Raw genomic sequence first — 23849 nt, forward strand, 5'->3', positions numbered from 1 at the left:
AATTGTCACGAGTCGAAAATACTGTAGATTAAATAACCTTCTCCTCTTATGAAAGTTCACTTTTTCGTCCATAATGAAAAAATGATTCTAACTACCTGAGGTGAGGAACTTTGCCGCATCAATTATTTATAAGCTTTGTCCGGCTGCCTCTTTTACTGCGGACATTTTTGATAGCTATTTCATTAATTGCGTTTTTTGGTATCATTGTTCACTTCCTAGAGCCTGAAAGCTTCCCAACCATTTTTGATGGAATTTGGTGGGCTATTATTACGGCATCAACCGTTGGATATGGAGATTATGTCCCCCATTCCGTTATAGGGAAAATCGCAGGTATTCTTTTGCTTATCACCAGTGCAGGTTTTCTTTCTTCTTTTTTTATTGTCTTAGCCACAACAGCTGCTTCAAGACAAAACGATCACTTAGAAGGAAAAATTAAATTTAAAGGGGAAGGACATTTCATCATTGTCGGTTGGAATGAACGCTCAAGAGAAGTAATTTATTCTTTGATTAATGAACAGAAAACAGCTTCGATTGCCCTAATTGACGATACACTTAAGAAGAATCCATTGCCATACAGTAATGTTCATTATATTCAAGGACGACCCAACCTAGATGAAGTGTTAATGCGCGCTAGTATACAAACAGCCGATAAGGTCATCATAACAGCAGACCCCACAAAAGATGAATTACAGGCAGACATGCATACGATTCTAACTTTATTAGCCGTAAAAGGACTGAATCCTCATGTTGAGACAATTGTTGAAATACTGACTAATGAGCAAATTGCCAATGCAAGCAGAGCAGGCGCAGACGAAATTATTCAAACGAATATGCTTTCTAGTTTCGTTATGCTCCAAAGCCTTGCATCCCAAGATATGGTTACGTCTTTTTTAGATTTATTGTATCAGCTTACAGAGAAAAAGCTTGTCTACCTCGAAGCCGGCAAAGACCAGCTGGAAGAAGGGTTCACCGATGTAAGCGTTCAGCTCTTACAGGAGGGGAAAATTCTTTTAGGCGTAAAAAGAGGCGGAGCAACCATCTTAAATCCACCGCAGCCATTCTCAATTGAAAAACACGATCAGTTAATAATCATTAAATAAGTAAAGGTGTCAGGCACCACAGATGGACAAATGATATCATTTCGTCTTTTTATGATGCCTGACACCTTATTTTGATTATTTTAATCGTTTTTCGAGCTCTGCTTTCTTCTCTTCATAACCTGGCTTCCCTAATAAGGCGAACATATTCACTTTATAGGCTTCTACCCCTGGCTGGTCAAATGGATTTACACCTAATAAATAACCGCTCATAGCACATGCTTTTTCAAAGAAATAAACAAGATATCCAAAGGTATATTCGTCAAGCTCTGGTATGGATACAATTAGATTTGGCACACCACCGTCTGTATGGGCAAGCAAGGTTCCCTCAAACGCTTTATTGTTGACGAAATCAACTGTTTTTCCAGCAAGATAATTTAAACCGTCTAAGTCATTGTCAGCTGCTTCAATTGTCAGCTCGTGTCTTGGTTTTTCTACCTTGATAACTGTTTCAAAAAGATCACGGCGGCCTTCCTGTACATACTGGCCTAATGAATGAAGATCTGTTGAGAAGTTTGCAGAAGACGGATAAATTCCTTTCTGATCCTTCCCTTCACTTTCACCAAACAGCTGCTTCCACCACTCATTAAAATACATCAAGCCTGGCTCGTAGTTAATAAGCATTTCGATTGTTTTTCCTTTGTTATAAAGGATATTTCGAATAGCAGCATATTGGTATGCTGCATTTTCAAGCAGCTCAGAACGGCTGAAATCTTCACGTGCTGCAGCAGCACCCTTCATCATTGCTTCAATGTCAGCACCGCTTACTGCAATTGGCAACAGCCCTACTGCAGTTAATACAGAGTAACGACCGCCAACATCATCAGGTATGACAAATGTTTCAAAACCTTCTTCATCTGCAACGGTTTTTAGTGCTCCTTTTGCTTTATCTGTTGTTGCATAAATTCGTTTGGTCGCTTCTTCTTTTCCATACTTTTCTTCCAGAAGTTTACGGAAAATCCGTAATGCAATTGCCGGTTCAGTGGTCGTACCTGATTTAGAAATGACATTTAGCGAGAAATCCTTTCCCTCTAAAAGATCCATTATGTCTTTCATATATGTAGAGCTGATATTATTTCCAACAAAAATGACCTGAGGGGTTTTGCGCTTTTCTTTTGGCAATGCATTGTAAAAGCTGTGCTGCAATGCCTCAATAGCAGCACGTGCACCTAAATAAGAACCGCCGATTCCGATTACTAATAACACATCGGAGTCATTTTTAATTTTTTCTGCAGCCTTTTGAATACGAGAAAACTCATCTTTATCATAGTCAATAGGTAAATCAATCCAGCCTAAATAATCACTTCCTGCACCTGTTTGTTCATGTAAGGAATGATGGGCAACCTTAACGGCGTCCTGTAAGTATGTAATCTCATGCTCAGCAAAGAAAGATAGAGCTTTTGAATAATCAAATTGAATATGTGTCATTGTAGCCTCCCATTATTTTAATCATTTACACTTTACCGAAAGCTGACCATATAATCAAGGAGCTCCCTCATATGTAAGCGTACCCAATTTCGACAAATTTTTATCAATCATTTTTTTATTCATGAATAATTCCCTAATCATTTAAACAACCTAAAAGTGTAGCTCACATTTTAATACGGAGGCGGTTTTATTTGAGCACTATACAACGAATTGCTTTATTTCTTACGATTATTGGAGCAATAAATTGGGGATTAATAGGATTCTTTGGTTTCAACCTAGTCGAATCCCTTTTTGGGGATGGTACAACCCTTTCAAGAATCATCTACAGTCTTGTTGGAATTGCCGGTCTAATCAATTTAGGCTTATTATTTAAGACAAGTAACGAAGCTGAAAGATCACCTGAAGCACGACCAACGAGATAATACAAACAAGCACCCAGCAAAAAAGGTAGTGCAGCTGCACTACCTTTTTTCAGATTGGTTTCATAACCCGAGCTATTTTTTCCAATGCCCCGTCAAGCTGTTCCATTGTAATCACAAGTGGCGGCGCAAAGCGGATCACTTTTGCATGAGTTTCTTTACATAATAATCCTTCTTCCTTTAGAGCTTCACAATAAGGCCGTGCAGCCTCTGTCAGCTCCATCCCGATAAAAAGCCCCCGGCCCCGAATTTCTTTAATCTTTGAATCCGATATTTTGTTTAATTCACCCAGAAAATAGTTTCCCAGCTCAAGTGAACGCTCACAGAGTTTCTCATCTAAAAGCACTTGGATCGCTGCAACCGAAACTGCACATGCGAGTGGATTCCCTCCAAAAGTTGAACCATGTGAGCCCGGATTAAACACACCTAATATATCCCTATTGGCTACGACACAGGATATTGGAAATACTCCGCCACCCAATGCCTTCCCTAATATATACATGTCCGGCTCTATATTCTCCCATTCACAGGCAAACATTTTCCCTGTCCTGCCTAAACCAGTTTGAATCTCATCAGCCAAAAATAACACTTGATTTTGTTTACATAGCTTATAGGCCTCTTGTAAAAATCCATTAGGAGGTATCACAATACCTGCCTCCCCTTGAATCGGTTCAATTAAAAAGGCAGCTGTATTTGGTGTAATGGCTTTTCTTAATGCATCAAGATTACCATAAGGGATTAGCTTGATGCCAGGCAGCATCGGACCAAACCCTGACTTATATTCTTCTTCTGAGGAAAGAGAAACTGCTGTCATAGTCCGGCCATGAAAGTTACCCGTACAGGCGATAATTTCCGCTTGATTATCCGGGACCTGTTTCATTTGATAGGCCCATCTTCTTGCTGCTTTAAAGGCTGTCTCAACTGCCTCCGCTCCTGTATTCATCGGCAATACCATCTCTTTATTCGTCAGCCTGCACACTACCTCGTACCACGGCCCAAGCTGATCATTGTGGAAAGCGCGCGACGTTAATGTTACGCGATCCGCTTGCTTTTTAAGGGCAGCAATAATTTTCGGGTGGCGGTGTCCCTGATTAACCGCTGAATAAGCACTTAACATATCTAAATACTTATTTCCCTCCGGATCCTCTACCCATACTCCCTCAGCCTTTGCCACAACAATCGGCAGGGGATAATAATTATGCGCACCATATTGATCTGTTTGCTTAATAATTTCGTTTGACATATTATCCATCTTGTTCCCTCCATTTCTGCAATTCACATATAGTTCAAAACATCATTCTCTAAATAAATGCCAAAAAAAAAGAAGTATAGGACATTATATGAATGTCCTATACTTCTTGATTAATGGAGATTACTTATTAATTAGGTTTTCAGCTTTTGATTGTTCAATCCACTCTTGAAGCTTGTCTTTAAGTGTATTGAAGCCTTGTTCAGTTTCTGTAGTGATAGGTGCAGCAGCCTGACGTTTGCGAGGCTTTTTCACTTTTACTTCTGCCTCTTGTACAGGTGCTTGTTCTGTTGCGCGGATTGATAATCCAATTTTGCCAGCTTCCTCATCAACTGACAATACTTTTACCTTTACTTCATCACCGACTTTAAGATGCTCATTAATATCCTTCACAAATCCGTGCGTAATTTCTGAAATGTGAACAAGTCCTTGGTTTTTTTCATCAAGTGCTACAAATGCTCCGTACGCTTGAATTCCGGTCACTTTACCCGTTAATACGCTTCCTACTTCGATCTTTTCTGACATGGAAACACTCCTATTTATTATTATTTTAGTTCATATTTATACGCAATATAAAATTATAGCATAACAATTAGATATTATCAAAAATTAGTATTTGGAAAAACCAATGGATTTAACCAAAAAATCAATAAAAAAGAATAAAAAAGGAGAAACTGGAAAGACTTATACTGTAAGACTTTCTAGTATTCCCCCCCCCCTTTTTGAAGTGGACAACCTATACGGCTGTCCTTTTTTTATTCTATATCTTTACTTCGATTGCAGATTTTCAATAAAATGTTTCATGCGTTTGACAGCTTCTTGAATTTGCTCTAATGAAGTTGCGTAGGAACATCGGATATGTCCATTTCCGCTTTCACCAAATACATCTCCAGGCACAACCGCTACACTTTCTTGAAGCAACAGCTGCTCGGCAAATTCCTGTGAGCTTAAACCAGTCGATTCAATCGAAGGAAATGCGTAGAAGGCTCCGCCAGGCATATGACAGGTCAGGCCAATTTCATTAAAAGACTGCACAATAAAATTTCGGCGTCGTCTGTAGCTTTTTACCATATCATCTACATCTGAACGCCCATTACGAAGTGCCTCAAGAGCCGCGTACTGAGCCATCGTTGGTGCGCACATGATAGCATATTGGTGAATTTTTAACATTGCACTTGAAATTTCCATCGGCGCACAAACAAAACCAAGTCTCCAACCAGTCATCGCAAACCCTTTTGAAAATCCAGAAATTAAAATAGTTCTTTCCCTCATCCCTGGTATAGATGGCAAGCTCGTATATTCTTCATCATAGACAAGCTCAGCATAGATTTCATCTGCAATGACAAGCAAATCATGCTTTTCTACTATTGCAGCCAGTTCCTCTAATTCCTTTTTATTTAACATAGAGCCTGTTGGATTGTTTGGCGAGCAAAGCATAATTGCTTTCGTTTTCTTTGTAATGACTTCTTCCAATTGACTCGGCAGAATTTTAAAATCATTTTCTTTTAATGTCTGAACTTGAATGGGAACACCGCCAGCCAGTTGCACCATTGGAACGTATGAAACGAAGCAAGGTTCAATTATGATGACTTCATCTCCAGGATCGAGGATCGCCCGCATGGCAATATCAATGGCTTGACTTGCTCCTACAGTTACAATGACTTCTGAATTCGGCGAATATTCAATCCCAAACTGTTGTTGCATATAGTGTGAAATCTCATTACGTAATTCCGGCAATCCGGCATTAGCAGTGTAAGAAGTATTTCCTTGTTCAAGAGAAAGAATAGCCGCTTCTCTTACGGACCAGGAAGTCACAAAATCAGGCTCACCGACTCCCAGCGAAATCACTCCTTCCATTCCGGCTGCGAGATCAAAGAACTTTCGTATTCCTGATGGTTTAAGCTCTCTAGCAATTTTGGATAGATGTGAATTTTTAGCTAATTCCATTATGGTGACACCACAATTCGTTTGTCTTTATTGTCAGGCTCAAAAATAATTCCGTCATGTTTATATTTCTTTAAAATGAAATGAGTAGTGGTTGATAAAACTGAATCTAAAGTAGATAGTTTTTGTGAAACAAAGCTTGCCACTTCATTCATTGATTTTCCTTCAATAATAACGGATAAATCATACGCACCTGACATTAAATAAACAGAAGTGACTTCTTTAAAGCGGTAAATTCTTTCTGCGATTTCATCAAAGCCGACACCTCTTTTTGGTGTAACCTTTACATCAATCATGGCCTTAACACCTGTATTTTCTTCTACTTTTCCCCAATCAATCAGTGAAATATACCTGACAATCACTTTATGATCCTCAAGCTTTTTAATTGCTTGCTCTGTTTCCTCAACACTTAAGCAGACCATTTTCGCTACATCTTCTGTTGTTAGGCGAGCATCTTTTTCAAGAATCTCAACTATTTCCATTTCCTTTTGCGTTAACTTCATGGAAAGACCTCCAGATATTTTTAAATAGTTACATTATAGCAAAATTCCAACGAGAATTTACTGCTAAATATAGATATTTTCCCCAAAATCTAAAAATTAATAAAATACATGACCAAACAGGGTCATGCATTATTTAAGTCTAAATTTGCCTATAAAAAAGAAGCAGTACGATGACTGCTTCTTTTTTATACTATCTTTTCTTAATCTCACCGCATGCAATCCGGTCACCAGCGTTGCCGGCAGGCTGGGACATTCCATCATCTTTTTCACTATGAATGACAATTGAAAGTCCCTCCTTCGTTAGCAATGAGGTCCGTCCTTCTTTAAAGGTTACCTTGGGAGCCATCAGTTCAGCCTTTGCTGTCCCATCATCCTGGACAATGATATTTGGCAAATCACCTGCATGAGCACCTTTTGGATGCATTAATCCATGTTCCTTATCTTCTGGGTTATAATGTTCACCAGCCGATTTGAAATCAGGTCCCTTGCAAGAGCCTTTATCGTGAATATGTATAGCATGCTCTCCTGGGGGCAGGCCGTTTAAGTCAACATTCACCTTAACGCCGCTTGATTGTTCCTCCAACTTAACCGTTCCAAGGGAATCACCGGAAGGATTATACATCACAACATCCATCTTTGTAACTTCCTTTTCCATACAGCCCGCTAGAAATAAGACTGACAGAAATAAGATTGAAAGCAATAGCCATATTTTCTTCATAAACAAATAATCCTCCGTCAAGACAATTTGTATCTAGTCTTGACAAATGCAATAGAATTTAAACGAAATATAAAAGCTGAAGGTGTCTCTTAGGATGATAAAAAAGAATAGTAAGAAGGTTAACTGTTCTTTTCGTGCGATTTTATTTGTAATTTTTCTTCTAATTCCTTTGCTTTTTTTTCTTCTCGTCTTGACATTTTGATAAAATATTTTACCGTAAAATAAGCTAACAAAGAAATAATAGCAAGTTGAATAAAAGCTGGAATATACTCTGATTTGTCTTCAGGAAAATATAAAAATAAACCTAGAACATATGAAAAAATCATTAGCTACGTTCCTTTCCTATAAGCATTTAATCTTGAGCCTATTATAACAGTTTTTTTTAAATCCTTCTAATTTTCCGATACTTTATCGTAAAGAACGTATAGCTTATTATTTTGTTTTTCTGCTTATATACGTCATAATAAACATATATAAAGTGAAACTTCCATCAGTGGGGGTTTTCTTCATCCTCCACTGATGGTTAGTTGAGGCCCACAGGACGTGGGTCACACAGACGTTGCCACGAATGGACCTTTACGGGCAGTTGGATCTCCCACCTACCTTCTTTACATCCTCACAATATTGAGGTGGGAGTCTTACTGCCCGTTAAGAGTGAGATAAACAGTTAATTAGGAGGTTTTATCAAGTTGGATTCATTAAAAGTAGGCGATACTGTTACCGCCATTTATAAAACAGGCAAATACATAGGAGAAATAACTCAGATTCGACCTGAACATTATTTAGTAAAGGTTCTTGCAGTAATTAAACATCCCATGCAGGGAGATTTACACCACCCTAAAGATGCAGCTGTACCGTTTTTCCATGAAAGACGTGCGCTCGCCTTCAGAGAGCAGACAAATGTCCCGAAAAAGATGGTGAAACTCTTTGATGAAGAAGTACCAGATTACGAAGGTTCATTAAAAGCAGCAGTCAGCCTGCTGAAGGAAGAATTATCAAGAGATTCCTCCGAGTGGGCTCAAGCAAGCTTAAAAAATATGGCCCAATTAGAAAAAGACTATTTTAAATAAGAACCATAGAAGAGATCCGCCGTTGTCCAGAGCATAACTGGAAATAGATAAAAAGCCAAATCAACATAAGTGATTTGGCTTTTTATGCAAATTTATTAAATAGCTGTGAAAGGTCGATACGGTCTCCGATTGTAGTCTGCTCCGGATTGTGCAGATATCGCTTATCTTTTTCTACTAATTTAAAAATATGGTAGGTTGTCAGAGCATCATCTAATGCACGGTGATGTTTACCAACCCCGTCTTTACCATATTCCTGAACCGCCTTCCATAGGCCTGTTTGATTTTGATCGCCAAAGAATCGTTTATACTCCATGGAGAGATCCATTTCCTTTGCTCGAAACGGAAAGGATAAAGATGCCTGCTCGCAATTCTGCCTGAGTACCTTCATATCCATATTTCCCCATGTGACAACTGTATTATTAAACCCTTGGGCTAATGATGTGAACTTATTGATAAGCTCCATAAAGGTGATTCCTTGATCAACCTGATCTTGTTGGATTTGAAGAAATGATTTACAGCGATTTGATAGGATTGGAAAACGAACGGGTGTTACGAAGGTGGAATATTTCTCTTGAATTTGATTATTAACAACCGCAACAACTCCAGCTTCTATAATTTCTGGATAAAACCCTCTTGTTCTTTTCCCTTTTTCCGGCATAGTAAACTCAAAATCAATAAATAAATATTGCTGATCTTCTGCCAACCTTCCACCACCTTTATCTCTCAAAATAGAGTTACAAAGTATTAGATTCCCTGCTACAATAAGTAAAATCAATTTATTCTCTTATTATATCATAAATAAGCCCAATTTTTCATATTTCTATCCACTTATTCTGCCAAATAGTGGCAAGAAGGAAACAAAAAAAGACTGACCTTTTTAATAAAGAAGTCAGTCCGTATTCCAGGATTTATTTTTTTATTTTAATGATTGCAAGTGTACAACGGGAAATACAGATTAATTGATCCTGTTCATCTTTTATTTTGACTTCCCAAATCATCGTTGCTTTTCCTCTATGAATGACCTCACCGACAGCAGTCACCATTCCGTCCTTTTTCCCTTTGATATGATTAGCATTGATTTCAAGTCCTACGACCGCCTCATTTTCTTTATCGACTAATTCATAACCTCCTGCACTTGCCACTGTTTCTGCAAGAGCTACACTTGCACCACCATGTAGAAGACCGAATGGCTGACATGTTCGATCGTCAACCGGCATAGTCGCTGTTACTCTGCCTTTTTCTATTTTTATTACTTCAATACCGAGTGAATGAAGCAGTGTTTTCTTTAGATCCATATATAATTCCCCTTTATCGCCTATATATGTATTACTATCATCATCATCATATTACTATGTATACCACAATTTTATCATATAAAATTTCTCTATTATAACATAATGATTGTGTATCTACTGTAAAAAAATGAAAAGAGGCTGAATACATAAATTCAACCTCTTAATAGGCTATTTAAAAGGGAGTTCCAAAATAAGGCGGATATGCTTGATATGGCGGATATACTGGATATGGCGGTGGATAGAATGGATATGGACGCGGACGTGGGTAAGATAACGCTCCCCCTAGAAAGCCGCCTAATAATCCACCAACAAACGGTGCAGCAAACCATATTCTTTGATCTTGTTGAGGGCCTCTGTATCCGTACACTCGGTTTACCTCCTTTTTTATCTTGCTTACTTTATTTCATATGCAAGCAGCAACTGTTTGGAATAGGCAGTCGACCAACTTATCCCAAAAAGTTTCCCTCAGGCTGGTTTCTGTTACAAAGAATCAAATTCGCTCCATCGAATTTGCGCCGGAATTTTTATCGAGCTTGCTCGATAAATTTCCCTTAAAAAATTCGTGGCATCCGCCGAAGGCTTAACTTCATTCAGCCAGGGTTTGACACCCCACTTAATCAGACAGCCTTTTTTCATTTATCCCTTAACTTTAGAAGTGGAGGACTCCTGCTGAATGAAGTTATCCATTTTTCTTGACTACGCTTTATATAAGACTGATATATTGATAGTATCAAATAGCATTTTACCTCGGGGGCCGTTACTAATGAAATCCATGTTGCGAAAAATATTTCAAAAAAAGAAAAAGTTTAACATCGAGTTTTGTGAAAGGAATTTAGACCAATTTTTGGAAGAAGAGTCATTTGCATTATTTCAGGCATTTTTCAATAAAAACCAAGTTACGGTAAAAGAATATTCATGCTTAAGTCAGTGTGAATTATGCCAGGAAAGTCCATATGCAAAAGTAAATGGAGAAATGATAAAAGCAGAAAATTCGAAAGAACTTATTAGTAAACTAAAAGAATAGGTGAATTAAAGGAAAGGGTGTCAAGCACCGTAAAAATACCTTATTTGTCTTTTTACGGTGCCTGACACCTAACTGACTAATTCTCTTTATTTCTCTGGCTTTTCGAAACGTTCAACAATCAAAGCCAAGGTTCGGGACATCACTCCGGTTGCCCCTGAAGGTCCAAGACAACTTGTTTTATTTGTCGTTGCTGTTCCTGCAATATCTAGATGAACCCAAGGCGTATCTTCGGCAAATTCGCCGATGAAAGCACCGCCCATAATAGCATGTCCTTCGCTTCCGGGCGAGTTGTTTAAATCAGCAATTTTACTGTTTCGCACTCGTTTTTTATGGCTCTCAAAAATCGGCAGGCGCCAAATCGGTTCACTAGCTTCACAGGAAGCCTCCAACACTTGTTCAAACCATGATTCATTATTGGTAAGAGCACCTGTTGTATCCGTACCAAGCGCCGTGATGACACCGCCGGTTAAGGTTGCGACATCAACTAAATAGTTAGCACCATGGTGCTTAGCATAGGTCATTGCATCGGCAAGCACTAGGCGTCCTTCTGCATCCGTATTTAATACTTCAATCGTTTTACCGCTCATAGAGGTAATCACATCGTCCGGCTTTAACGCCTTACCGTTAATCATATTATCAGTTGATGGAATGACTGCCACAACATTTTGCTCCGGCTTTAACTCACCGATAATTTCCATCGCCCCAAAAACTGCCGCTGCACCTCCCATATCTGTTTTCATCCCGACAATTCCGGCTTTGGTCTTAATTGAATATCCTCCGGTGTCAAAGGTGATTCCTTTTCCTACCAATCCTATGACATCCTTCCATTCTTCTTTCCCCTGATATTTCAATACAATCATTTTCGGAGGCTCATCTGACCCTTGATTAACGGCTAATAACGCTCCCATGCCAAGCTTTAACATATCCTCTTTTTCTAATATCTCAACTTCAAAATCATATTTAATAGCTAATGCCTGTGCGTGCTTGGCAAGATCTGATGCGGTTAATAAATTTCCAGGAGTATTAACAAGCGTCCGTGCTGAGTTTGTTCCTTTTCCATAAACATACCCAACCGTCAGAGCAGCTTTGATATCTTCTTCATCCACACTTTCTGAATACACAGTTATACTGTCCAGTGCCTTTTCCGGTTCATTAGATTTTTGTTTGTAGCCTTCAAATTGATAGGTAGATAACATAAATGCTTCACTTAATGCGTGTGCAGCATCTAATGCATCTACCCCTTCAGAGATAAATGAATCTAGATAAACAGCGGTTTCCCCCCGCTTATCCTCCTTAATGTTTTTAAAAACAGAACCAAAAGCTTCCCGAGCCTTTTCAAAAGAAAATTCCTTTTCTTTTCCTAAACCAACAAAATACATACGTTTTGCTGCCAATCTGCCAAACGTATGTATTTTAGATATTTTTCTTTCTCTTGCGCTAATATCACCGCTTTTCACCAATTCAGTCAGTTCACCTGAGAAAGCTTCATCGACAACTGTAAGACTTCCGGCAAACTTCAAAGGCTGATCGAATAAACCAATAATCAGGCTTTCATGTGCTTTTAAAAACGGCTTTTCTTTTTGAACAGTAAACATTCTAAACCTCCTCCTTAAGTTAATATTATTATTATATCCTAAGGCGGAAATATTTTCCGGCTTAAACATTGCCGTAGAAAACTATAAATGATAAAGCATATTTGTTAAAATGAAGAATACAATAGAGCACTTCTTATTCTACTTAAAGGAAGGTCTGCATGCATGAGTTTGTTTGAAAATTTTCCACTTTGGGCCTCATTAGCTGCGATTTTTTTCGCCCAATTTATTAAAGTACCTATTCAGTTTATCGCAACGAAAAAGTTTGATTGGTCATTATTGACGAGTACCGGCGGGATGCCAAGTTCCCATTCGGCTGCCGTCACTGCGCTCTCTACCGGAGTAGCTCTTGAATCAGGCTTAGATTCACCAATATTTGCTGTTTCTGCTGTATTTGCGATTGTTACCATGTTTGACGCATCTGGTGTCCGAAGGCAAGCTGGTAAACATGCGACTGTCCTTAATCAGCTCGTTGCTGAGTTTAGTAAATTAGTTGAAGATGCTAAAACATGGCAAGATAAGCCAGAGCAAGAAAAAAGAAAAGAATTAAAGGAATTACTTGGCCACGAACCAATCGAAGTATTTTTCGGCGGTCTGACAGGCATTCTTCTCACTTTAGCATTACACTATTTTTTCCATTTATAATGTGAAACTAATGGAAATAAAGAAGGTGTCAGACACCACAAATGGACAATATCAATTACGTTGTCTTTTTGTGGTGCCTGACACCTAATTTTGTTCGGATTTTATATATTGTTGACGGAATACTTGCATGGCTTTGTCTTCATTTAGCAGCTGCAAATCGGTTTCTGTTAATGTTCCATCGCCCATTTCAATGACATACACATCAATCTCTTTCTTACCCCAATTGTTATATACATCATCTACTGTTTCGTAATAAAGATCGACCCGATTCCCTTTAATGGCCCCACCTTTATCGGCCACAACGCCATATCCGTACCCAGGAATAAACAAAATAGTCCCGATTGGAAAAATATTCAAATCTGCTGCTACTGTTGAAAACAAATCTCTTTTTACCATTACACCGGAATACGTAATCCCGTATTCTGGGTGATTTGGATCTTTCCCTGTAGATTCATATCCCGCTGTATAACCGGTTGCAACCACTTTCTTAATGGGATATTTCGACCAATCGAAAGCGTCCTCGAGTGCAGGAGTTTTGGTTACCGCTGCTTCAGTTAGTCCAGCGTTTTCCTTTGCAGCTGTATTTACTACTTGTGTTTTCGATTGGAACCCTGCTCCAAGTGACATGAGTGAATGAGATAAATAAAACCGATCTGAATTCTCATTTATTTTTTCGCTAATACTAGAAACGAGAGATTTCACCTCCACCCCAGTAATGGAGTGGAATGTTGTTGACAGAGCAGCCAAAAATAAAATCATCATCATTAAACGGGTGGTTACCACCTTTAAACTATTCATGTTAATTTCATTCCTCCCAAAACTATTCTTTTCCTACGGGGAATGAAATTATTCATGAATATGAAAAAGATACGATATATGGAAAAGTGGAACGTCTACTAAAAATCGCCACGTCCTGTGGCGAACGTAGACGTCAGCACATCCTGTGCAAGTCCGACCAGCATAAGACGCGCCTGAATAGAAGGCGTTCTTTGCCTTCAATTCGGACATGGCTTATGACTCGAGGGGCTAGGCGCTGGAGCTGGACAGACAAAAAAACCTCCGCATCTGCGAAGGCAATTGTTAAAACATCTGATACCCTCTTTTACGGAGAGCTTTAATACTGACCCCAGCAACAAGTGCGCCGCCCCAGCCGCAAGCCAAAATCAATATATCTGCTAAAGCTAAATTAGCCATACGTGAAAATAAATCGGAAAAAGATTCTTGGCTGTTTGTAAAATATTCTATAAACCGGACTTGGTCTACAATAAAAATAGAAATAATTGGATAAATAATAGCCATAATCCAAGACATTCTTAATAACATATTGAGAATAAAACCGATTCCAAAAAATAATACAAAAAAAAGCAACATTGATATGATAAGTACAACAATATTCATCTGCATGTTTCGTTCTTCTCCTCCCTGTACTATCCATTTTAAGTTTACTGAATGTAAAAAGAAGCGTCAATTTTATAACAATATACTTTTTCCACTTTAACAAAAATAAACAGGACAAATTTTGTCCTGTTTATTAACTAAATAAATTTAATTTCCCTTTTTTAAATACAAGCGAAGCCCCGCCCATCATATATAAAGCCCGATTATCAATCACTTTTTTCATAAAAAGAGCTCTAGAGCCAACTACTTTCTTTCCATACACAATTCCAATGGCGTCATTTTCTCCTAACGAACACACACTGCCTCTAATATTCGGAACAAATGCCTCCAAATCAGATTTCTTACGGATAAGCTTAGTTAAATTTGCTGCGCAGGTGACTCCTTGCTGCATCGCAATTTGTGCAGTTGGCGGATAATGACTGTTATCTGTTTTATTTACAACAATTGAACAATCACCGATGATGAATACATTATCCTTTCCAGGTGCCCGCAGGTCAGGTTGTACAATGACACGTCCTTTATTTGCTTCAAATCCAGAGCGGTCGATGACAGAATTTCCGCGTACACCTGCTGACCAAATAATAGTTTTCGCTTTAATTTCCTCTTCTTCTTCACCTGACTGGACAATAACGGCGCCTTGTTTACATTCCTTAATCCTCGTACCCAGTTTGAATTGGACGCCTCTTCCTTCTAAATAGGCCATTGCATACTTCACAAGATCAGAATCAAAGCCTGCTAAAGGTGAATCGGCTGCCTCAACACAAATGATTTTTACTTGATTTTCTTCAATATCATAATCACGACAAAGCTTCGGAATTCGGTCAGTAATTTCACCTAGAAATTCCATACCGGTAAAACCTGCACCGCCGACAACTATCGTTAATTTATCATCAGACTTTTCGCCTTCTGTATGATACGTAGCAAATTGATACTCGATATGGTTACGAATCTTTCGTGCCGCATTTACGCTGACTATTGCAAAAGAATTTTCTTTTAATCCTTTAATGCCAAATGTTTCAGACTCTCCGCCCAATGCAATAACTAGATAATCATAGGATAGTTCATCATTTTCTAATATGACTTTATTCTTATCCGTGTTTATTTCAACAACCGTTCCCTGGATAAACTTTACTTTATTTCGGTCAATTAAGTTATTTATATTAAAGCGGACTCTGTCATGATGCAGTGTACCGGCTGCAGCATGATGAAGCCAGGTTGTTTCATAATGATAATCATGTTTGTTCACCAATACAATCTCAGCCTCATTCACACTAATCGTTTTTTGCAGACGTGTGAGCGTCATCAAACCTGCATAACCGGCACCCAAAATAACGATTTTTGGCTTAAGCAAAATGATCATCCCCTTTAAATTAGTTTGCCCCACCTTAACAATCAGTAAGACCCCCACCTCAAGATTTAAAAATAAAACAGATGTTAGGCGGGGGACAACTCCCCATAAAGGTCCGACAAGTTCGACTAATCATCAGTGAAATAAAGCCTCCACTGACCGAAGTCTCCTTTGCCGAAAAAATCCTCCTTGTTACATAAAAAGGGAAATTAATTTGTGATGTTTTTCACTAACTTAGACATGAAGATAAAAGTTGTTCACAAAAAATTAACTACTTCTCTTCCCATTATCATATTCGATTTCCAAACGTTTATCAATAGACGAATGTTGATATTTTAATGATATAATTAACTATTCTAAATAATTTAAATTAAAAGTAAAATAAAAATATTATCACTAATATTTCACTTTGAAAACGATTAGGTATGGTATGATATTTATTAATATCATTAATAAATGGGGGTATTCTAGTGAGGGAAGATCAGAACATTTATGATATCACCGTAATTGGCGGAGGACCGGTCGGACTGTTTACTGCTTTCTACGGAGGGATGAGACAAGCTTCGGTCAAATTAATTGAAGCTTTGCCGCAATTAGGCGGTCAATTGACTGCTTTATATCCGGAAAAATTCATTTATGACATTGCAGGCTTTCCAAAGATACGAGCTCAGGATCTGATTGATAACCTTAAAGAACAGATGTCTAAGTTTGAACAAAACATTGTACTTGAGCAATCAGTGGAGAAGATTGAAAAAGGGAAAGATGGCATCTTCAAATTGACCACAAATAAAGAAACCCACTACTCCAAAGCAATTATTATTACAGCAGGAAACGGAGCATTTCAGCCACGCAGGCTTGAATTAGCCAATGCTTCTCAATTCGAAGGAAAAAACCTCCATTACTTTATCAATGATTTAAATCAATTTTCGGGTAAAAAGGTCGTTGTTTTTGGCGGCGGAGATTCGGCTGTAGACTGGGCATTAATGCTTGAACCAATTGCTGAAAAGGTAACGATTATTCACAGACGTGAGAAATTCCGCGCTCATGAGCATAGTGTTGAAAACCTTGAGAACTCAAAAGTTGGTATTAAAACCCCCTTTGTACCATTACAATTAATAAATGATGATCAAGGGATTACGAAAGTTTCAATTCAAAATGTAAAAACAGAAGAAATCGTGACCATTGATGTTGATGCTGTAATTGTTAATTATGGATTCGTCTCATCACTGGGTCCAATTAAAAAATGGGGTTTAGAAATTGAAAAAAACTCGATTGTTGTAAACACCAAAATGGAAACGAATACCCCTGGAATTTATGCTTGCGGCGATATTTGTACGTATGATGGAAAAGTGAAACTGATTGCCAGCGGATTTGGTGAAGCACCTGTTGCCATATCGCAAGCAAAAATCTTTATTGACCCAACAGCCAAAAAACATGTCCCTCATAGTTCGGATTTATTTAAATAAAAAACCTTATTTATTCACATTTTTGATTTTTAACTCATCAACATGATTCGTTAACATAGCCAAATAAAAACACATAATAAAAAGCGGACAGTTGACATTGTCCGCTTTTATGACAGGTTTAGCAGTTTTCCGGTGTTCCAGTCTGTGTGGCTGTTCGGAAGGATGATCCGCACCCACATGTTGCAATGGCATTTGGATTATCGATGGTAAACCCACCGCCCATCATGGATTGCTTGTAATCTATTACTGTTCCATTTAATATAGCGGCATCCTCTTTCTTTACTACTACTTGGATGCCATTCTGTTCAAATTGGATATCATCTTCTTCAGCTTCCGGAACAAACCCCATTCCATATGTTAGGCCGCTGCAGCCGCCGCCTTTAACGGCAACTCGTAAAAGCGAACCTTCTTCATCGTTTTGTTTCATCATTTCTTTTATCTGAAGAGCAGCTGCTTCTGTAATCTTAACTGATTCACTCATGCACTTTCCTCCTTTAACACCTTATTTATATTATTATATACACTTCCCGAAATCTACTCAACTTAAGTTAACTAGAAAAAAAGGATAAACAATAGTTGATTTTTCTCTATGTACGCTATAATAATAGTACTAAAGAATCATTTCCGCATCTGAAAGAGGTGACTAGCTTGGCAGAACTCGATGCTTTATTTGATAAAAAATGTAATTGCCCTATGTGCGGGAATTCTTATACATCTAAAAAACTTCGTTCACGTTTTATTAAATTAATCCGTACTGATACTGATTTTTTCCCGCAGTATTCACCCCCTGAAAATAACCCATTACTCTATCATATTATGGTTTGTCCTGCATGCGGATTTTCATTTTCAGACGAATTTTCCCCTTACTATCCTCCTGGTACAAAAGAATCGATTCAGGAGAAGGTATCTTCACAATGGAAATCGCATAGTTATTCCGGCAAACGGACAATAGAAGATGCTATCAAGACATATAAGCTAGCTCTCTATTGTGCATGGTTAAAAAAAGAAAAGCACATTATACTGGCAGGAATATCTCTAAAAATTGCCTGGCTTTACCGTTCACTTGAGAATCAGGAACAAGAGCTCCGCTTTATAAAGCTGGCTATTAACGAATACGAGGAAGCCTATAGTACTCAGGATTACCAAGGTACAAAGGTTTCGGAAATCCGCGTCCTGTACCTGCTGGCAGAACTGTCTTACCGGGCAGGCAACACAAATGCTGCAGGCAAATACTTTTCTAAGGTTATCGAGGGACAGAGCAGAACAACGGAAACTAAAATTGTTGAAATGGCAAAAGATAGATGGCAGGAAGTTAGAAGTGATATCAATAAGTAAGGGTGCCGCATTGGCACCCTTCTCGTTTTTAAAATAGAGGATTCTCTTCTAGATATTGATAAATATTATCTACAAGCTGTTCAGGTGTTTCCCCTGTCACAATCTCACCATTTACAAGAGCAAATAAAGAATGTGCGCACTTTCCGCAGTAACCCAGGCATCCATACTCAATCACATCTAAATCATAATCTTTTTCCAATTGTTCCAATGCCTTTTGTGAGCCTGAGGCTAAATTACTCACACAAAATTCAATAATAGATTTAATCATTTTTTCACCTCGTACTATAACAACTATATTACTTTTATTAAAAATTCTTCGCAACTGTATCGCTTGTCACGATTTGTCTTTTTCAAATAGTATATAAGTAATTTGTCAATATTCTGCCTCATAACTGTTGTTATTTTGTCACAATTTAGATATACTTTGGATATCAATATAATTATTTTTCTTAAAAGTTTTTTTGTTCATTCAAAAAAGCTTTTCTCAGCATGCCTTTTAATAATTGTGCATGCTGCAAATTTGTAAATATTATACTATGTAAGGTAAAAGAATGACTTCCTTCATCTATTACTATATAAAGATAGTTTTCACTAGATGAATGAAGTAAAAAGGGGAAATTGAAATGAAAAACCTTGTTATACTTGGTGCAGGCTATGGTGGAATGAGAGTTCTTGCCCGGTTGCTGCCTAATCAATTACCAGAAGATGTATCCATTACTTTAATTGATCGATTACCCTATCATTGTCTTAAAACAGAGTACTATGCTCTTGCAGCAGGTACAATCTCGGATCAACATGTACGTGTTGACCTTCCGGAACACCCAAAATTAAAGGTAATTTATGGTGAAATTGAAAAAATTGACTTGGAAGATAACAAAGTAATTATAGCCAATGCAGATCCGGTATCCTATGATGATTTGATTATCGGCTTAGGCTGTGAGGATAAATATCATAATGTGCCTGGAGCTGCCGAATACACTTACAGTATTCAAAACATTGAAAAGGCCCGTGAAACCTATCAGGCGTTAAATAACCTTCCTCCAGGTTCTGTTGTATCAATTGTCGGCGCTGGATTAAGCGGTGTGGAACTTGCTTCTGAACTGAATGAAAGTCGTAAAGATTTAAAAATAAAATTATTTGACAGAGGCAATTATATCTTATCTTCGTTCCCAGAGAGACTAAGCACATATGTTCAGAATTGGTTTGATAATCATGGTGTAGAAATTATCAACAACTCTAATATTACAAGAGTTGAAGATAAGATTCTCTATAATCATGATGAACCAATAGACTGTGATGTCATTGTATGGACAGCAGGAATACAGCCAAACCGAGTGGTTAGAGAAATGGATGTTCAAAAAGACAAACAAAACAGAGTGGTCTTAACCGTTCATCATAATATCCCTGGCAATGAACATGTGTACGTAGTGGGAGACTGTGCCAGCATGGAGCATGCCCCAAGTGCTCAATTAGCTGAAGGTCAAGCAGAACAGATTGTACAAATTCTGCAAAGCCGCTGGAAAGGCGAGCCGCTGCCTGAATCCTTACCTACGATAAAGCTTAAGGGAATTCTCGGCTCACTCGGTAAAAAGCATGGTTTTGGTCTCGTTGGTGAAAAACCAGTAACCGGAAGAGTTGCCCGCTTAATCAAATCAGGTATACTTTGGATGTATAAATATCATAACGGTTAATAGAAGTAACGTAAGAAACAAATCCGCAAATTTCTTCATTATTTGCGGATTTGTTTCTTATTCTCCACTATCTTCCTTATACCCATAGCTTTTCAGTTCGGCGACAACGTTTTTTAAACGAATGTTTCCTTCTCCAACTATTTTCCCTTCTATAACAACCACTGGATAGAATAAGTCCTCTTCCACTATTTTCTTTATCATTTGTTTTTTCTCTTCCACATCAATCGGTTCAAAAAGGTCTATATAAGTAAATATAAATGGCTGATTGGGAAATTTCCTTTTTACAGCAGATTCAAGCCATTCATAGGTGTCCTTTGAAGAAGGTAAATTCACACAGCTGGCGCAAACCTGCTCAGCTCCAAATACAGCTATTTCCACCACTTTTTGTTCCATACGACACCTTCCTTTATTTTTTATATCATTATACTAAAATGTGAGCGTATAAAGTAAATAGCAGTTGTTGGTTTTTGATTCTGATTAATAGCTTTTTCCTAAACTTCTTATTATAATAATAATGATGAGAAGGAAAGGAGATGATTGGCATGTCAGAACAAACAATGACAGAGCAGGTACAAGAAGTTTTAGATAAATTACGCCCGTTTCTTCTTCGTGACGGAGGAGATTGTGAACTTGTAGATGTTGAGGATGGTATTGTAAAATTACGCCTGCTAGGTGCTTGCGGCAGCTGCCCAAGCTCAACTATTACACTAAAAGCCGGTATTGAACGCGCATTACTTGAAGAAGTACCAGGCGTCGTAGAAGTTGAACAAGTCTTCTAATTTAAAAACTAGATGAAAGAAAGCGACCTTACATAGTCGCTTTCTTTTTTTATCCCACTCTTAACGGGCAGTAAGACTCCCACCTCAAGATTCTCAGGATGTAAAGAAGATAGGTGGGAAATCCAACTGCCCGTAAAGGTCCATTCGTGGAATCACAGACTAAAAACGCCACATTTGTGGCAACGTCTGTGTGACCCACGTCCTGTGGGCCTCAACTAACCATCAGTGGGAGATGAAGCCCCCCACTGATGGAAGTTTCACTTTATATACCTGTCATTGAATAGACTTTACTGCCCGTTTGATCAATCTCTAAGCTTAAATAATCCATGTCCGGCAGAACCTTCTGTAAGCCTGCAATCAGGCCTTGAGCAGCACCAGGCTTTGTTAAGCATAGAATCGTTGGCCCTGCTCCGCTTAAAGCTACTCCAAAAGCGCCATATTGCGGTGCATGCTCTTCAATGACTGCCATATGCGGAACAAGTTCTCTTCGATATGGCTGATGATAACGATCATTCTTCATCATCTTCCCAACTAAATCATAGTTGCCGCTGTATAAAGCAGCAACAAGAACATTGGAGACTGCACCGGCAGTGACCGCCTCCTGAAAGGTTACTTCTTCTGGAAGGACACCTCTTGCTTCTTTTGTTAAAAGCTCTTTACGTGGAACGACGGCAACAATTTCAAAATCAATATCATGAGAAACTACTGCATCAACAGAATCAGCTGTCTGACAAGCAATGAGCAATCCTCCGAATACAGATGCACCTGCATTATCAGGATGCCCTTCAATCTCTGATGCGAAGGCAAACTTTTCTTGACGTGACAGGTTTAGATTGCCCAACACATCAGCAAGTTCAATTCCGGCTACAATAGCAGAAGCACTTGATCCAAGTCCTCTTGCAAGAGGAATCTCACTTTTTACCCCAATTTTTGCTGGCCGTAATTCTTGATTATAACGTTCAGCCGTTTTCATTGCTATTTGTATGATAAAATTGCTTTCATCCTTTGGAAAAGAGGCCATTTCCTCACTTAGAGGAATAACTTCCCATTTATCCGCTCTTTCTACTTCAAGTGTTAAATAAAGATTTAACGCCATTCCTATCGAATCAAAGCCGGGGCCAAGATTAGCAGTACTGGCGGGAACTTTTATGATAAGCATGTCGCTTTCCTTCATACCTTGACAACTCCCTTAATATATTCATCCGCCGATTTTCCGCCATTTAGCAGATTAACAGGAGTAATTGTACTAGAATCAATACCCTTCCAGCTCATTAATTAGAACTCCTTTCAACCCGGTACGTACTCTTTATATCTTTTACTGATTTTAAATCCCTTAGTCTTACTAAAATATCCTCAAAATCTTGCTTGGATGCATGGTGAGTAACCAAGACGATTTCGGCTGTTTCTCTTTTCACAATCGGCAGCTGAAGGATTTTTTCAAAGCTGATATTATGCTCTGCAAAGAGAGAGGTTATTTCAGCAAAAACACCTGTTTCATCGGAAACATGTAAGCGTAAGAAATATTTTGAGAAAATTTCATTATCCTGCTTTAATTTTTTTGGATATTGTGGTGATACAATGCTTTTACCGTTGACACCATCGCGCATATTTTTCATCACAACAACCAAATCTGATACAATCGAAGTGGCCGTTGGCAGACTGCCCGCTCCCGGACCATAAAACATCGTTTCGCCAACCGCTTCTCCGCAGACATATACTGCATTATATTCATTTTGAACAGAAGCAAGCGGATGGGAGTCAGATAAAAGTGTGGGTTGTACGCTGACTTCCACTTTATCGTCTTCCTGCTTTGCCATTCCAATTAATTTCATTGTATAGCCAAGCTGCTTTCCATATTGAATGTCTTCTTCTGTAATAGAAGTAATTCCTTGAACAGACACATCATCCAAATCAATTTCCATGGAGAATCCCAACGTGGCAAGAATAGCCATTTTACGAGCTGCATCCAAGCCTTCTACGTCTGAAGTTGGATCTGCTTCAGCGAACCCAAGCTCCTGTGCCTCTTTAAGAACTTCCTCATAAGCCGCACCATTTTTGCTCATTTTAGTTAAGATAAAGTTTGTTGTTCCGTTAACAATCCCCATGATTTTGGTAATTTTATCTGATGACAGTCCATCTACAATACTTCTTAAAATAGGGATACCCCCGGCAACACTTGCTTCGAAGAACAAATCACATTCATTTTCAGATGCAGTCTGCAAAAGTTCCGCCCCATGAATAGCCATTAAATCCTTATTAGCTGTTACGACATGCTTTCTATTATTCAATGCCTGCAGAAGATAATCTTTTGTCTTCTCAACTCCGCCCATTACCTCAATCACTACGTCAATTTCCGAATCTAGCAATATGTCATTAACATCTGTAGTTAACACAGATGGATCAATATCTATTGGGCGTTCTTTATCCAAACTTTTTACTAGTATTTTTTTCACTTTAATTGGACAGCCAACTTGATGCATAAGCTTATCCTGGTGATCTTCTATTATTTTTACGACACCTGAACCCACTGTGCCTAGTCCTAATAAACCAATTGAAATCACATTCACTGCTAGCCCTCCCCATTTGCTGTGCTTTATAAATGTACATTTGTATGTCTATAGTAGACATTATAGTGTGAATATACTGGTTTTACAAGGAATAATTTTCAATTAAATAGCAGTGAAAACGTTTCCTATTGTTATTTAACCTTATCCCACGTTGATTTTATTATTTTATCTTTTCTTTATACATGGCATAGTTCTACCTATTATACCCCCATACATATTATATATGGCAAAATTACTCAACCCTCCTTATTTTCTTATTTTTTTCACTATTTTTATTATAC

At 38.3% G+C, this 23849-nt stretch carries 28 protein-coding genes; 9 read left to right on the forward strand and 19 right to left on the reverse strand.

Annotated elements, in window-relative coordinates:
• Nucleotides 1-110: 110 nt before the first annotated feature.
• Nucleotides 111-1100 carry a potassium channel family protein gene (locus tag F4V44_RS18725; protein WP_150441546.1) on the forward strand — a complete coding sequence of 330 codons (990 nt, stop codon included), beginning with the start codon at nucleotides 111-113 and terminating at the stop codon, nucleotides 1098-1100.
• A gap of 75 nt (nucleotides 1101-1175) precedes the next feature.
• Here F4V44_RS18725 and F4V44_RS18730 read toward each other — a convergent pair whose 3' ends face one another.
• Nucleotides 1176-2525, reverse strand: a complete 1350-nt coding sequence (locus tag F4V44_RS18730) for a glucose-6-phosphate isomerase (RefSeq protein ID WP_150441547.1) — start codon at nucleotides 2523-2525, stop codon at nucleotides 1176-1178.
• A 191-nt stretch (nucleotides 2526-2716) separates the two neighbouring features.
• Between F4V44_RS18730 and F4V44_RS18735 the strand changes: the two genes are divergently transcribed.
• The gene (locus tag F4V44_RS18735) at nucleotides 2717-2947 is read left to right on the forward strand and encodes a DUF378 domain-containing protein (protein WP_150441548.1); all 231 of its coding nucleotides are present in this window, start codon (nucleotides 2717-2719) and stop codon (nucleotides 2945-2947) included.
• 49 nt (nucleotides 2948-2996) lie between these two features.
• Here the strand turns inward: F4V44_RS18735 and F4V44_RS18740 are convergent, their stop codons facing one another.
• The 6 genes from F4V44_RS18740 to F4V44_RS18765 form a co-directional block, all read right to left on the reverse strand.
• Complete coding sequence (locus F4V44_RS18740) at nucleotides 2997-4196, reverse strand: ornithine--oxo-acid transaminase (RefSeq protein ID WP_150441549.1); 1200 nt, start codon at nucleotides 4194-4196, stop codon at nucleotides 2997-2999.
• A gap of 120 nt (nucleotides 4197-4316) precedes the next feature.
• Nucleotides 4317-4718 (reverse strand): S1 domain-containing post-transcriptional regulator GSP13, encoded by a 402-nt coding sequence (gene yugI, locus F4V44_RS18745; protein ID WP_150441550.1) that lies wholly within the window; start codon nucleotides 4716-4718, stop codon nucleotides 4317-4319.
• A gap of 243 nt (nucleotides 4719-4961) precedes the next feature.
• Nucleotides 4962-6140, reverse strand: coding sequence for an aminotransferase (locus F4V44_RS18750; protein WP_150441551.1), 1179 nt, complete (start codon nucleotides 6138-6140; stop codon nucleotides 4962-4964).
• Entirely contained in the window at nucleotides 6140-6640 is a 501-nt protein-coding gene (locus tag F4V44_RS18755; RefSeq protein ID WP_150441552.1) for an Lrp/AsnC family transcriptional regulator, read from the reverse strand. Before F4V44_RS18755 ends, F4V44_RS18750 begins: the two co-directional genes overlap by 1 nt.
• Nucleotides 6641-6830: 190 nt before the next feature.
• On the reverse strand, nucleotides 6831-7358 hold the full coding sequence (locus tag F4V44_RS18760) for a superoxide dismutase family protein (RefSeq protein WP_150441553.1): 528 nt from the start codon (nucleotides 7356-7358) through the stop codon (nucleotides 6831-6833).
• Between the two features lie 119 nt (nucleotides 7359-7477).
• Nucleotides 7478-7681: a hypothetical protein gene (locus F4V44_RS18765; RefSeq protein WP_150441619.1), complete on the reverse strand. Its 204-nt coding sequence runs from the start codon at nucleotides 7679-7681 to the stop codon at nucleotides 7478-7480.
• 366 nt (nucleotides 7682-8047) lie between these two features.
• On the opposite strand from F4V44_RS18765, the gene F4V44_RS18770 reads away from it, so the two are divergent.
• A complete protein-coding gene (locus tag F4V44_RS18770; RefSeq protein ID WP_150441554.1) occupies nucleotides 8048-8428 on the forward strand; it encodes a kinase-associated lipoprotein B in 381 nt (126 codons plus the stop codon).
• 82 nt (nucleotides 8429-8510) lie between these two features.
• Here F4V44_RS18770 and kapD read toward each other — a convergent pair whose 3' ends face one another.
• From kapD to F4V44_RS18785, 3 genes are all read right to left on the reverse strand, one after another.
• The gene (gene kapD / locus F4V44_RS18775; RefSeq protein WP_150441555.1) at nucleotides 8511-9131 is read right to left on the reverse strand and encodes a 3'-5' exonuclease KapD; all 621 of its coding nucleotides are present in this window, start codon (nucleotides 9129-9131) and stop codon (nucleotides 8511-8513) included.
• A gap of 205 nt (nucleotides 9132-9336) precedes the next feature.
• Nucleotides 9337-9723: a hotdog fold thioesterase gene (locus F4V44_RS18780; protein WP_150441556.1), complete on the reverse strand. Its 387-nt coding sequence runs from the start codon at nucleotides 9721-9723 to the stop codon at nucleotides 9337-9339.
• Nucleotides 9724-9895: 172 nt separating this feature from the next.
• Nucleotides 9896-10090, reverse strand: a complete 195-nt coding sequence (locus tag F4V44_RS18785; RefSeq protein ID WP_150441557.1) for a hypothetical protein — start codon at nucleotides 10088-10090, stop codon at nucleotides 9896-9898.
• Between the two features lie 306 nt (nucleotides 10091-10396).
• Here F4V44_RS18785 and F4V44_RS18790 point away from each other — a divergent pair, with 306 nt between their 5' ends.
• Nucleotides 10397-10747: a DUF1450 domain-containing protein gene (locus F4V44_RS18790; protein ID WP_223881966.1), complete on the forward strand. Its 351-nt coding sequence runs from the start codon at nucleotides 10397-10399 to the stop codon at nucleotides 10745-10747.
• Nucleotides 10748-10833: 86 nt separating this feature from the next.
• Here F4V44_RS18790 and F4V44_RS18795 read toward each other — a convergent pair whose 3' ends face one another.
• On the reverse strand, nucleotides 10834-12342 hold the full coding sequence (locus tag F4V44_RS18795) for a leucyl aminopeptidase (RefSeq protein WP_150441558.1): 1509 nt from the start codon (nucleotides 12340-12342) through the stop codon (nucleotides 10834-10836).
• A gap of 162 nt (nucleotides 12343-12504) precedes the next feature.
• Between F4V44_RS18795 and F4V44_RS18800 the strand changes: the two genes are divergently transcribed.
• Nucleotides 12505-12984, forward strand: coding sequence for a divergent PAP2 family protein (locus tag F4V44_RS18800; RefSeq protein WP_150441559.1), 480 nt, complete (start codon nucleotides 12505-12507; stop codon nucleotides 12982-12984).
• 84 nt (nucleotides 12985-13068) lie between these two features.
• On the opposite strand, the gene F4V44_RS18805 is transcribed toward F4V44_RS18800, so the two are convergent.
• The 3 genes from F4V44_RS18805 to F4V44_RS18815 all read right to left on the reverse strand — a co-directional run bounded on the left by F4V44_RS18805 (nucleotide 13069) and on the right by F4V44_RS18815 (nucleotide 15742).
• On the reverse strand, nucleotides 13069-13782 hold the full coding sequence (locus F4V44_RS18805) for a 3D domain-containing protein (protein WP_150441560.1): 714 nt from the start codon (nucleotides 13780-13782) through the stop codon (nucleotides 13069-13071).
• A 282-nt stretch (nucleotides 13783-14064) separates the two neighbouring features.
• Complete coding sequence (locus F4V44_RS18810) at nucleotides 14065-14388, reverse strand: YuiB family protein (RefSeq protein ID WP_150441561.1); 324 nt, start codon at nucleotides 14386-14388, stop codon at nucleotides 14065-14067.
• Between the two features lie 127 nt (nucleotides 14389-14515).
• Nucleotides 14516-15742 carry an NAD(P)/FAD-dependent oxidoreductase gene (locus F4V44_RS18815; protein WP_150441562.1) on the reverse strand — a complete coding sequence of 409 codons (1227 nt, stop codon included), beginning with the start codon at nucleotides 15740-15742 and terminating at the stop codon, nucleotides 14516-14518.
• A gap of 458 nt (nucleotides 15743-16200) precedes the next feature.
• On the opposite strand from F4V44_RS18815, the gene F4V44_RS18820 reads away from it, so the two are divergent.
• Nucleotides 16201-17196, forward strand: a complete 996-nt coding sequence (locus F4V44_RS18820) for an NAD(P)/FAD-dependent oxidoreductase (RefSeq protein WP_150441563.1) — start codon at nucleotides 16201-16203, stop codon at nucleotides 17194-17196.
• Between the two features lie 118 nt (nucleotides 17197-17314).
• On the opposite strand, the gene F4V44_RS18825 is transcribed toward F4V44_RS18820, so the two are convergent.
• Nucleotides 17315-17677 (reverse strand): HesB/IscA family protein, encoded by a 363-nt coding sequence (locus tag F4V44_RS18825; protein WP_150441564.1) that lies wholly within the window; start codon nucleotides 17675-17677, stop codon nucleotides 17315-17317.
• A 167-nt stretch (nucleotides 17678-17844) separates the two neighbouring features.
• Between F4V44_RS18825 and F4V44_RS18830 the strand changes: the two genes are divergently transcribed.
• Nucleotides 17845-18531, forward strand: coding sequence for a DUF2225 domain-containing protein (locus F4V44_RS18830; RefSeq protein ID WP_150441565.1), 687 nt, complete (start codon nucleotides 17845-17847; stop codon nucleotides 18529-18531).
• 28 nt (nucleotides 18532-18559) lie between these two features.
• Here the strand turns inward: F4V44_RS18830 and F4V44_RS18835 are convergent, their stop codons facing one another.
• Nucleotides 18560-18799 carry a YuzB family protein gene (locus F4V44_RS18835; RefSeq protein WP_150441566.1) on the reverse strand — a complete coding sequence of 80 codons (240 nt, stop codon included), beginning with the start codon at nucleotides 18797-18799 and terminating at the stop codon, nucleotides 18560-18562.
• Nucleotides 18800-19154: 355 nt separating this feature from the next.
• Here F4V44_RS18835 and F4V44_RS18840 point away from each other — a divergent pair, with 355 nt between their 5' ends.
• Entirely contained in the window at nucleotides 19155-20222 is a 1068-nt protein-coding gene (locus tag F4V44_RS18840) for an NAD(P)/FAD-dependent oxidoreductase (protein ID WP_150441567.1), read from the forward strand.
• A gap of 57 nt (nucleotides 20223-20279) precedes the next feature.
• Here the strand turns inward: F4V44_RS18840 and F4V44_RS18845 are convergent, their stop codons facing one another.
• Complete coding sequence (locus tag F4V44_RS18845; protein ID WP_150441568.1) at nucleotides 20280-20615, reverse strand: YuzD family protein; 336 nt, start codon at nucleotides 20613-20615, stop codon at nucleotides 20280-20282.
• 149 nt (nucleotides 20616-20764) lie between these two features.
• Between F4V44_RS18845 and F4V44_RS18850 the strand changes: the two genes are divergently transcribed.
• Nucleotides 20765-21001: a NifU family protein gene (locus F4V44_RS18850; RefSeq protein WP_150441569.1), complete on the forward strand. Its 237-nt coding sequence runs from the start codon at nucleotides 20765-20767 to the stop codon at nucleotides 20999-21001.
• 262 nt (nucleotides 21002-21263) lie between these two features.
• On the opposite strand, the gene thrB is transcribed toward F4V44_RS18850, so the two are convergent.
• Entirely contained in the window at nucleotides 21264-22175 is a 912-nt protein-coding gene (thrB, locus tag F4V44_RS18855; protein ID WP_150441570.1) for a homoserine kinase, read from the reverse strand.
• A 97-nt stretch (nucleotides 22176-22272) separates the two neighbouring features.
• Nucleotides 22273-23568 carry a homoserine dehydrogenase gene (locus F4V44_RS18860; protein WP_150441571.1) on the reverse strand — a complete coding sequence of 432 codons (1296 nt, stop codon included), beginning with the start codon at nucleotides 23566-23568 and terminating at the stop codon, nucleotides 22273-22275.
• Nucleotides 23569-23849: the final 281 nt, after the last annotated feature.

The sequence above is a fragment of the Niallia endozanthoxylica genome, from assembly GCF_008710145.1.
In the GTDB taxonomy this organism is placed as follows: domain Bacteria; phylum Bacillota; class Bacilli; order Bacillales; family Cytobacillaceae; genus Bacillus_BD; species Bacillus_BD endozanthoxylica.

Coding starts and splice junctions, on each gene's coding strand:
- F4V44_RS18730 (WP_150441547.1), bottom strand. CDS start 2,525: ATGACACATATTCAATTTGATTATTCAAAAGCTCTATCTTTCTTTGCT.
- F4V44_RS18740 (WP_150441549.1), bottom strand. CDS start 4,196: ATGGATAATATGTCAAACGAAATTATTAAGCAAACAGATCAATATGGT.
- yugI (WP_150441550.1), bottom strand. CDS start 4,718: ATGTCAGAAAAGATCGAAGTAGGAAGCGTATTAACGGGTAAAGTGACC.
- F4V44_RS18750 (WP_150441551.1), bottom strand. CDS start 6,140: ATGGAATTAGCTAAAAATTCACATCTATCCAAAATTGCTAGAGAGCTT.
- F4V44_RS18755 (WP_150441552.1), bottom strand. CDS start 6,640: ATGAAGTTAACGCAAAAGGAAATGGAAATAGTTGAGATTCTTGAAAAA.
- F4V44_RS18760 (WP_150441553.1), bottom strand. CDS start 7,358: ATGAAGAAAATATGGCTATTGCTTTCAATCTTATTTCTGTCAGTCTTA.
- F4V44_RS18780 (WP_150441556.1), bottom strand. CDS start 9,723: ATGGATCTAAAGAAAACACTGCTTCATTCACTCGGTATTGAAGTAATA.
- F4V44_RS18790 (WP_223881966.1), top strand. CDS start 10,397: ATGAAGTTATCCATTTTTCTTGACTACGCTTTATATAAGACTGATATA.
- F4V44_RS18795 (WP_150441558.1), bottom strand. CDS start 12,342: ATGTTTACTGTTCAAAAAGAAAAGCCGTTTTTAAAAGCACATGAAAGC.
- F4V44_RS18800 (WP_150441559.1), top strand. CDS start 12,505: ATGAGTTTGTTTGAAAATTTTCCACTTTGGGCCTCATTAGCTGCGATT.
- F4V44_RS18805 (WP_150441560.1), bottom strand. CDS start 13,782: ATGAATAGTTTAAAGGTGGTAACCACCCGTTTAATGATGATGATTTTA.
- F4V44_RS18810 (WP_150441561.1), bottom strand. CDS start 14,388: ATGCAGATGAATATTGTTGTACTTATCATATCAATGTTGCTTTTTTTT.
- F4V44_RS18815 (WP_150441562.1), bottom strand. CDS start 15,742: ATGATCATTTTGCTTAAGCCAAAAATCGTTATTTTGGGTGCCGGTTAT.
- F4V44_RS18825 (WP_150441564.1), bottom strand. CDS start 17,677: ATGAGTGAATCAGTTAAGATTACAGAAGCAGCTGCTCTTCAGATAAAA.
- F4V44_RS18835 (WP_150441566.1), bottom strand. CDS start 18,799: ATGATTAAATCTATTATTGAATTTTGTGTGAGTAATTTAGCCTCAGGC.
- F4V44_RS18840 (WP_150441567.1), top strand. CDS start 19,155: ATGAAAAACCTTGTTATACTTGGTGCAGGCTATGGTGGAATGAGAGTT.
- F4V44_RS18845 (WP_150441568.1), bottom strand. CDS start 20,615: ATGGAACAAAAAGTGGTGGAAATAGCTGTATTTGGAGCTGAGCAGGTT.
- F4V44_RS18850 (WP_150441569.1), top strand. CDS start 20,765: ATGTCAGAACAAACAATGACAGAGCAGGTACAAGAAGTTTTAGATAAA.
- thrB (WP_150441570.1), bottom strand. CDS start 22,175: ATGAAGGAAAGCGACATGCTTATCATAAAAGTTCCCGCCAGTACTGCT.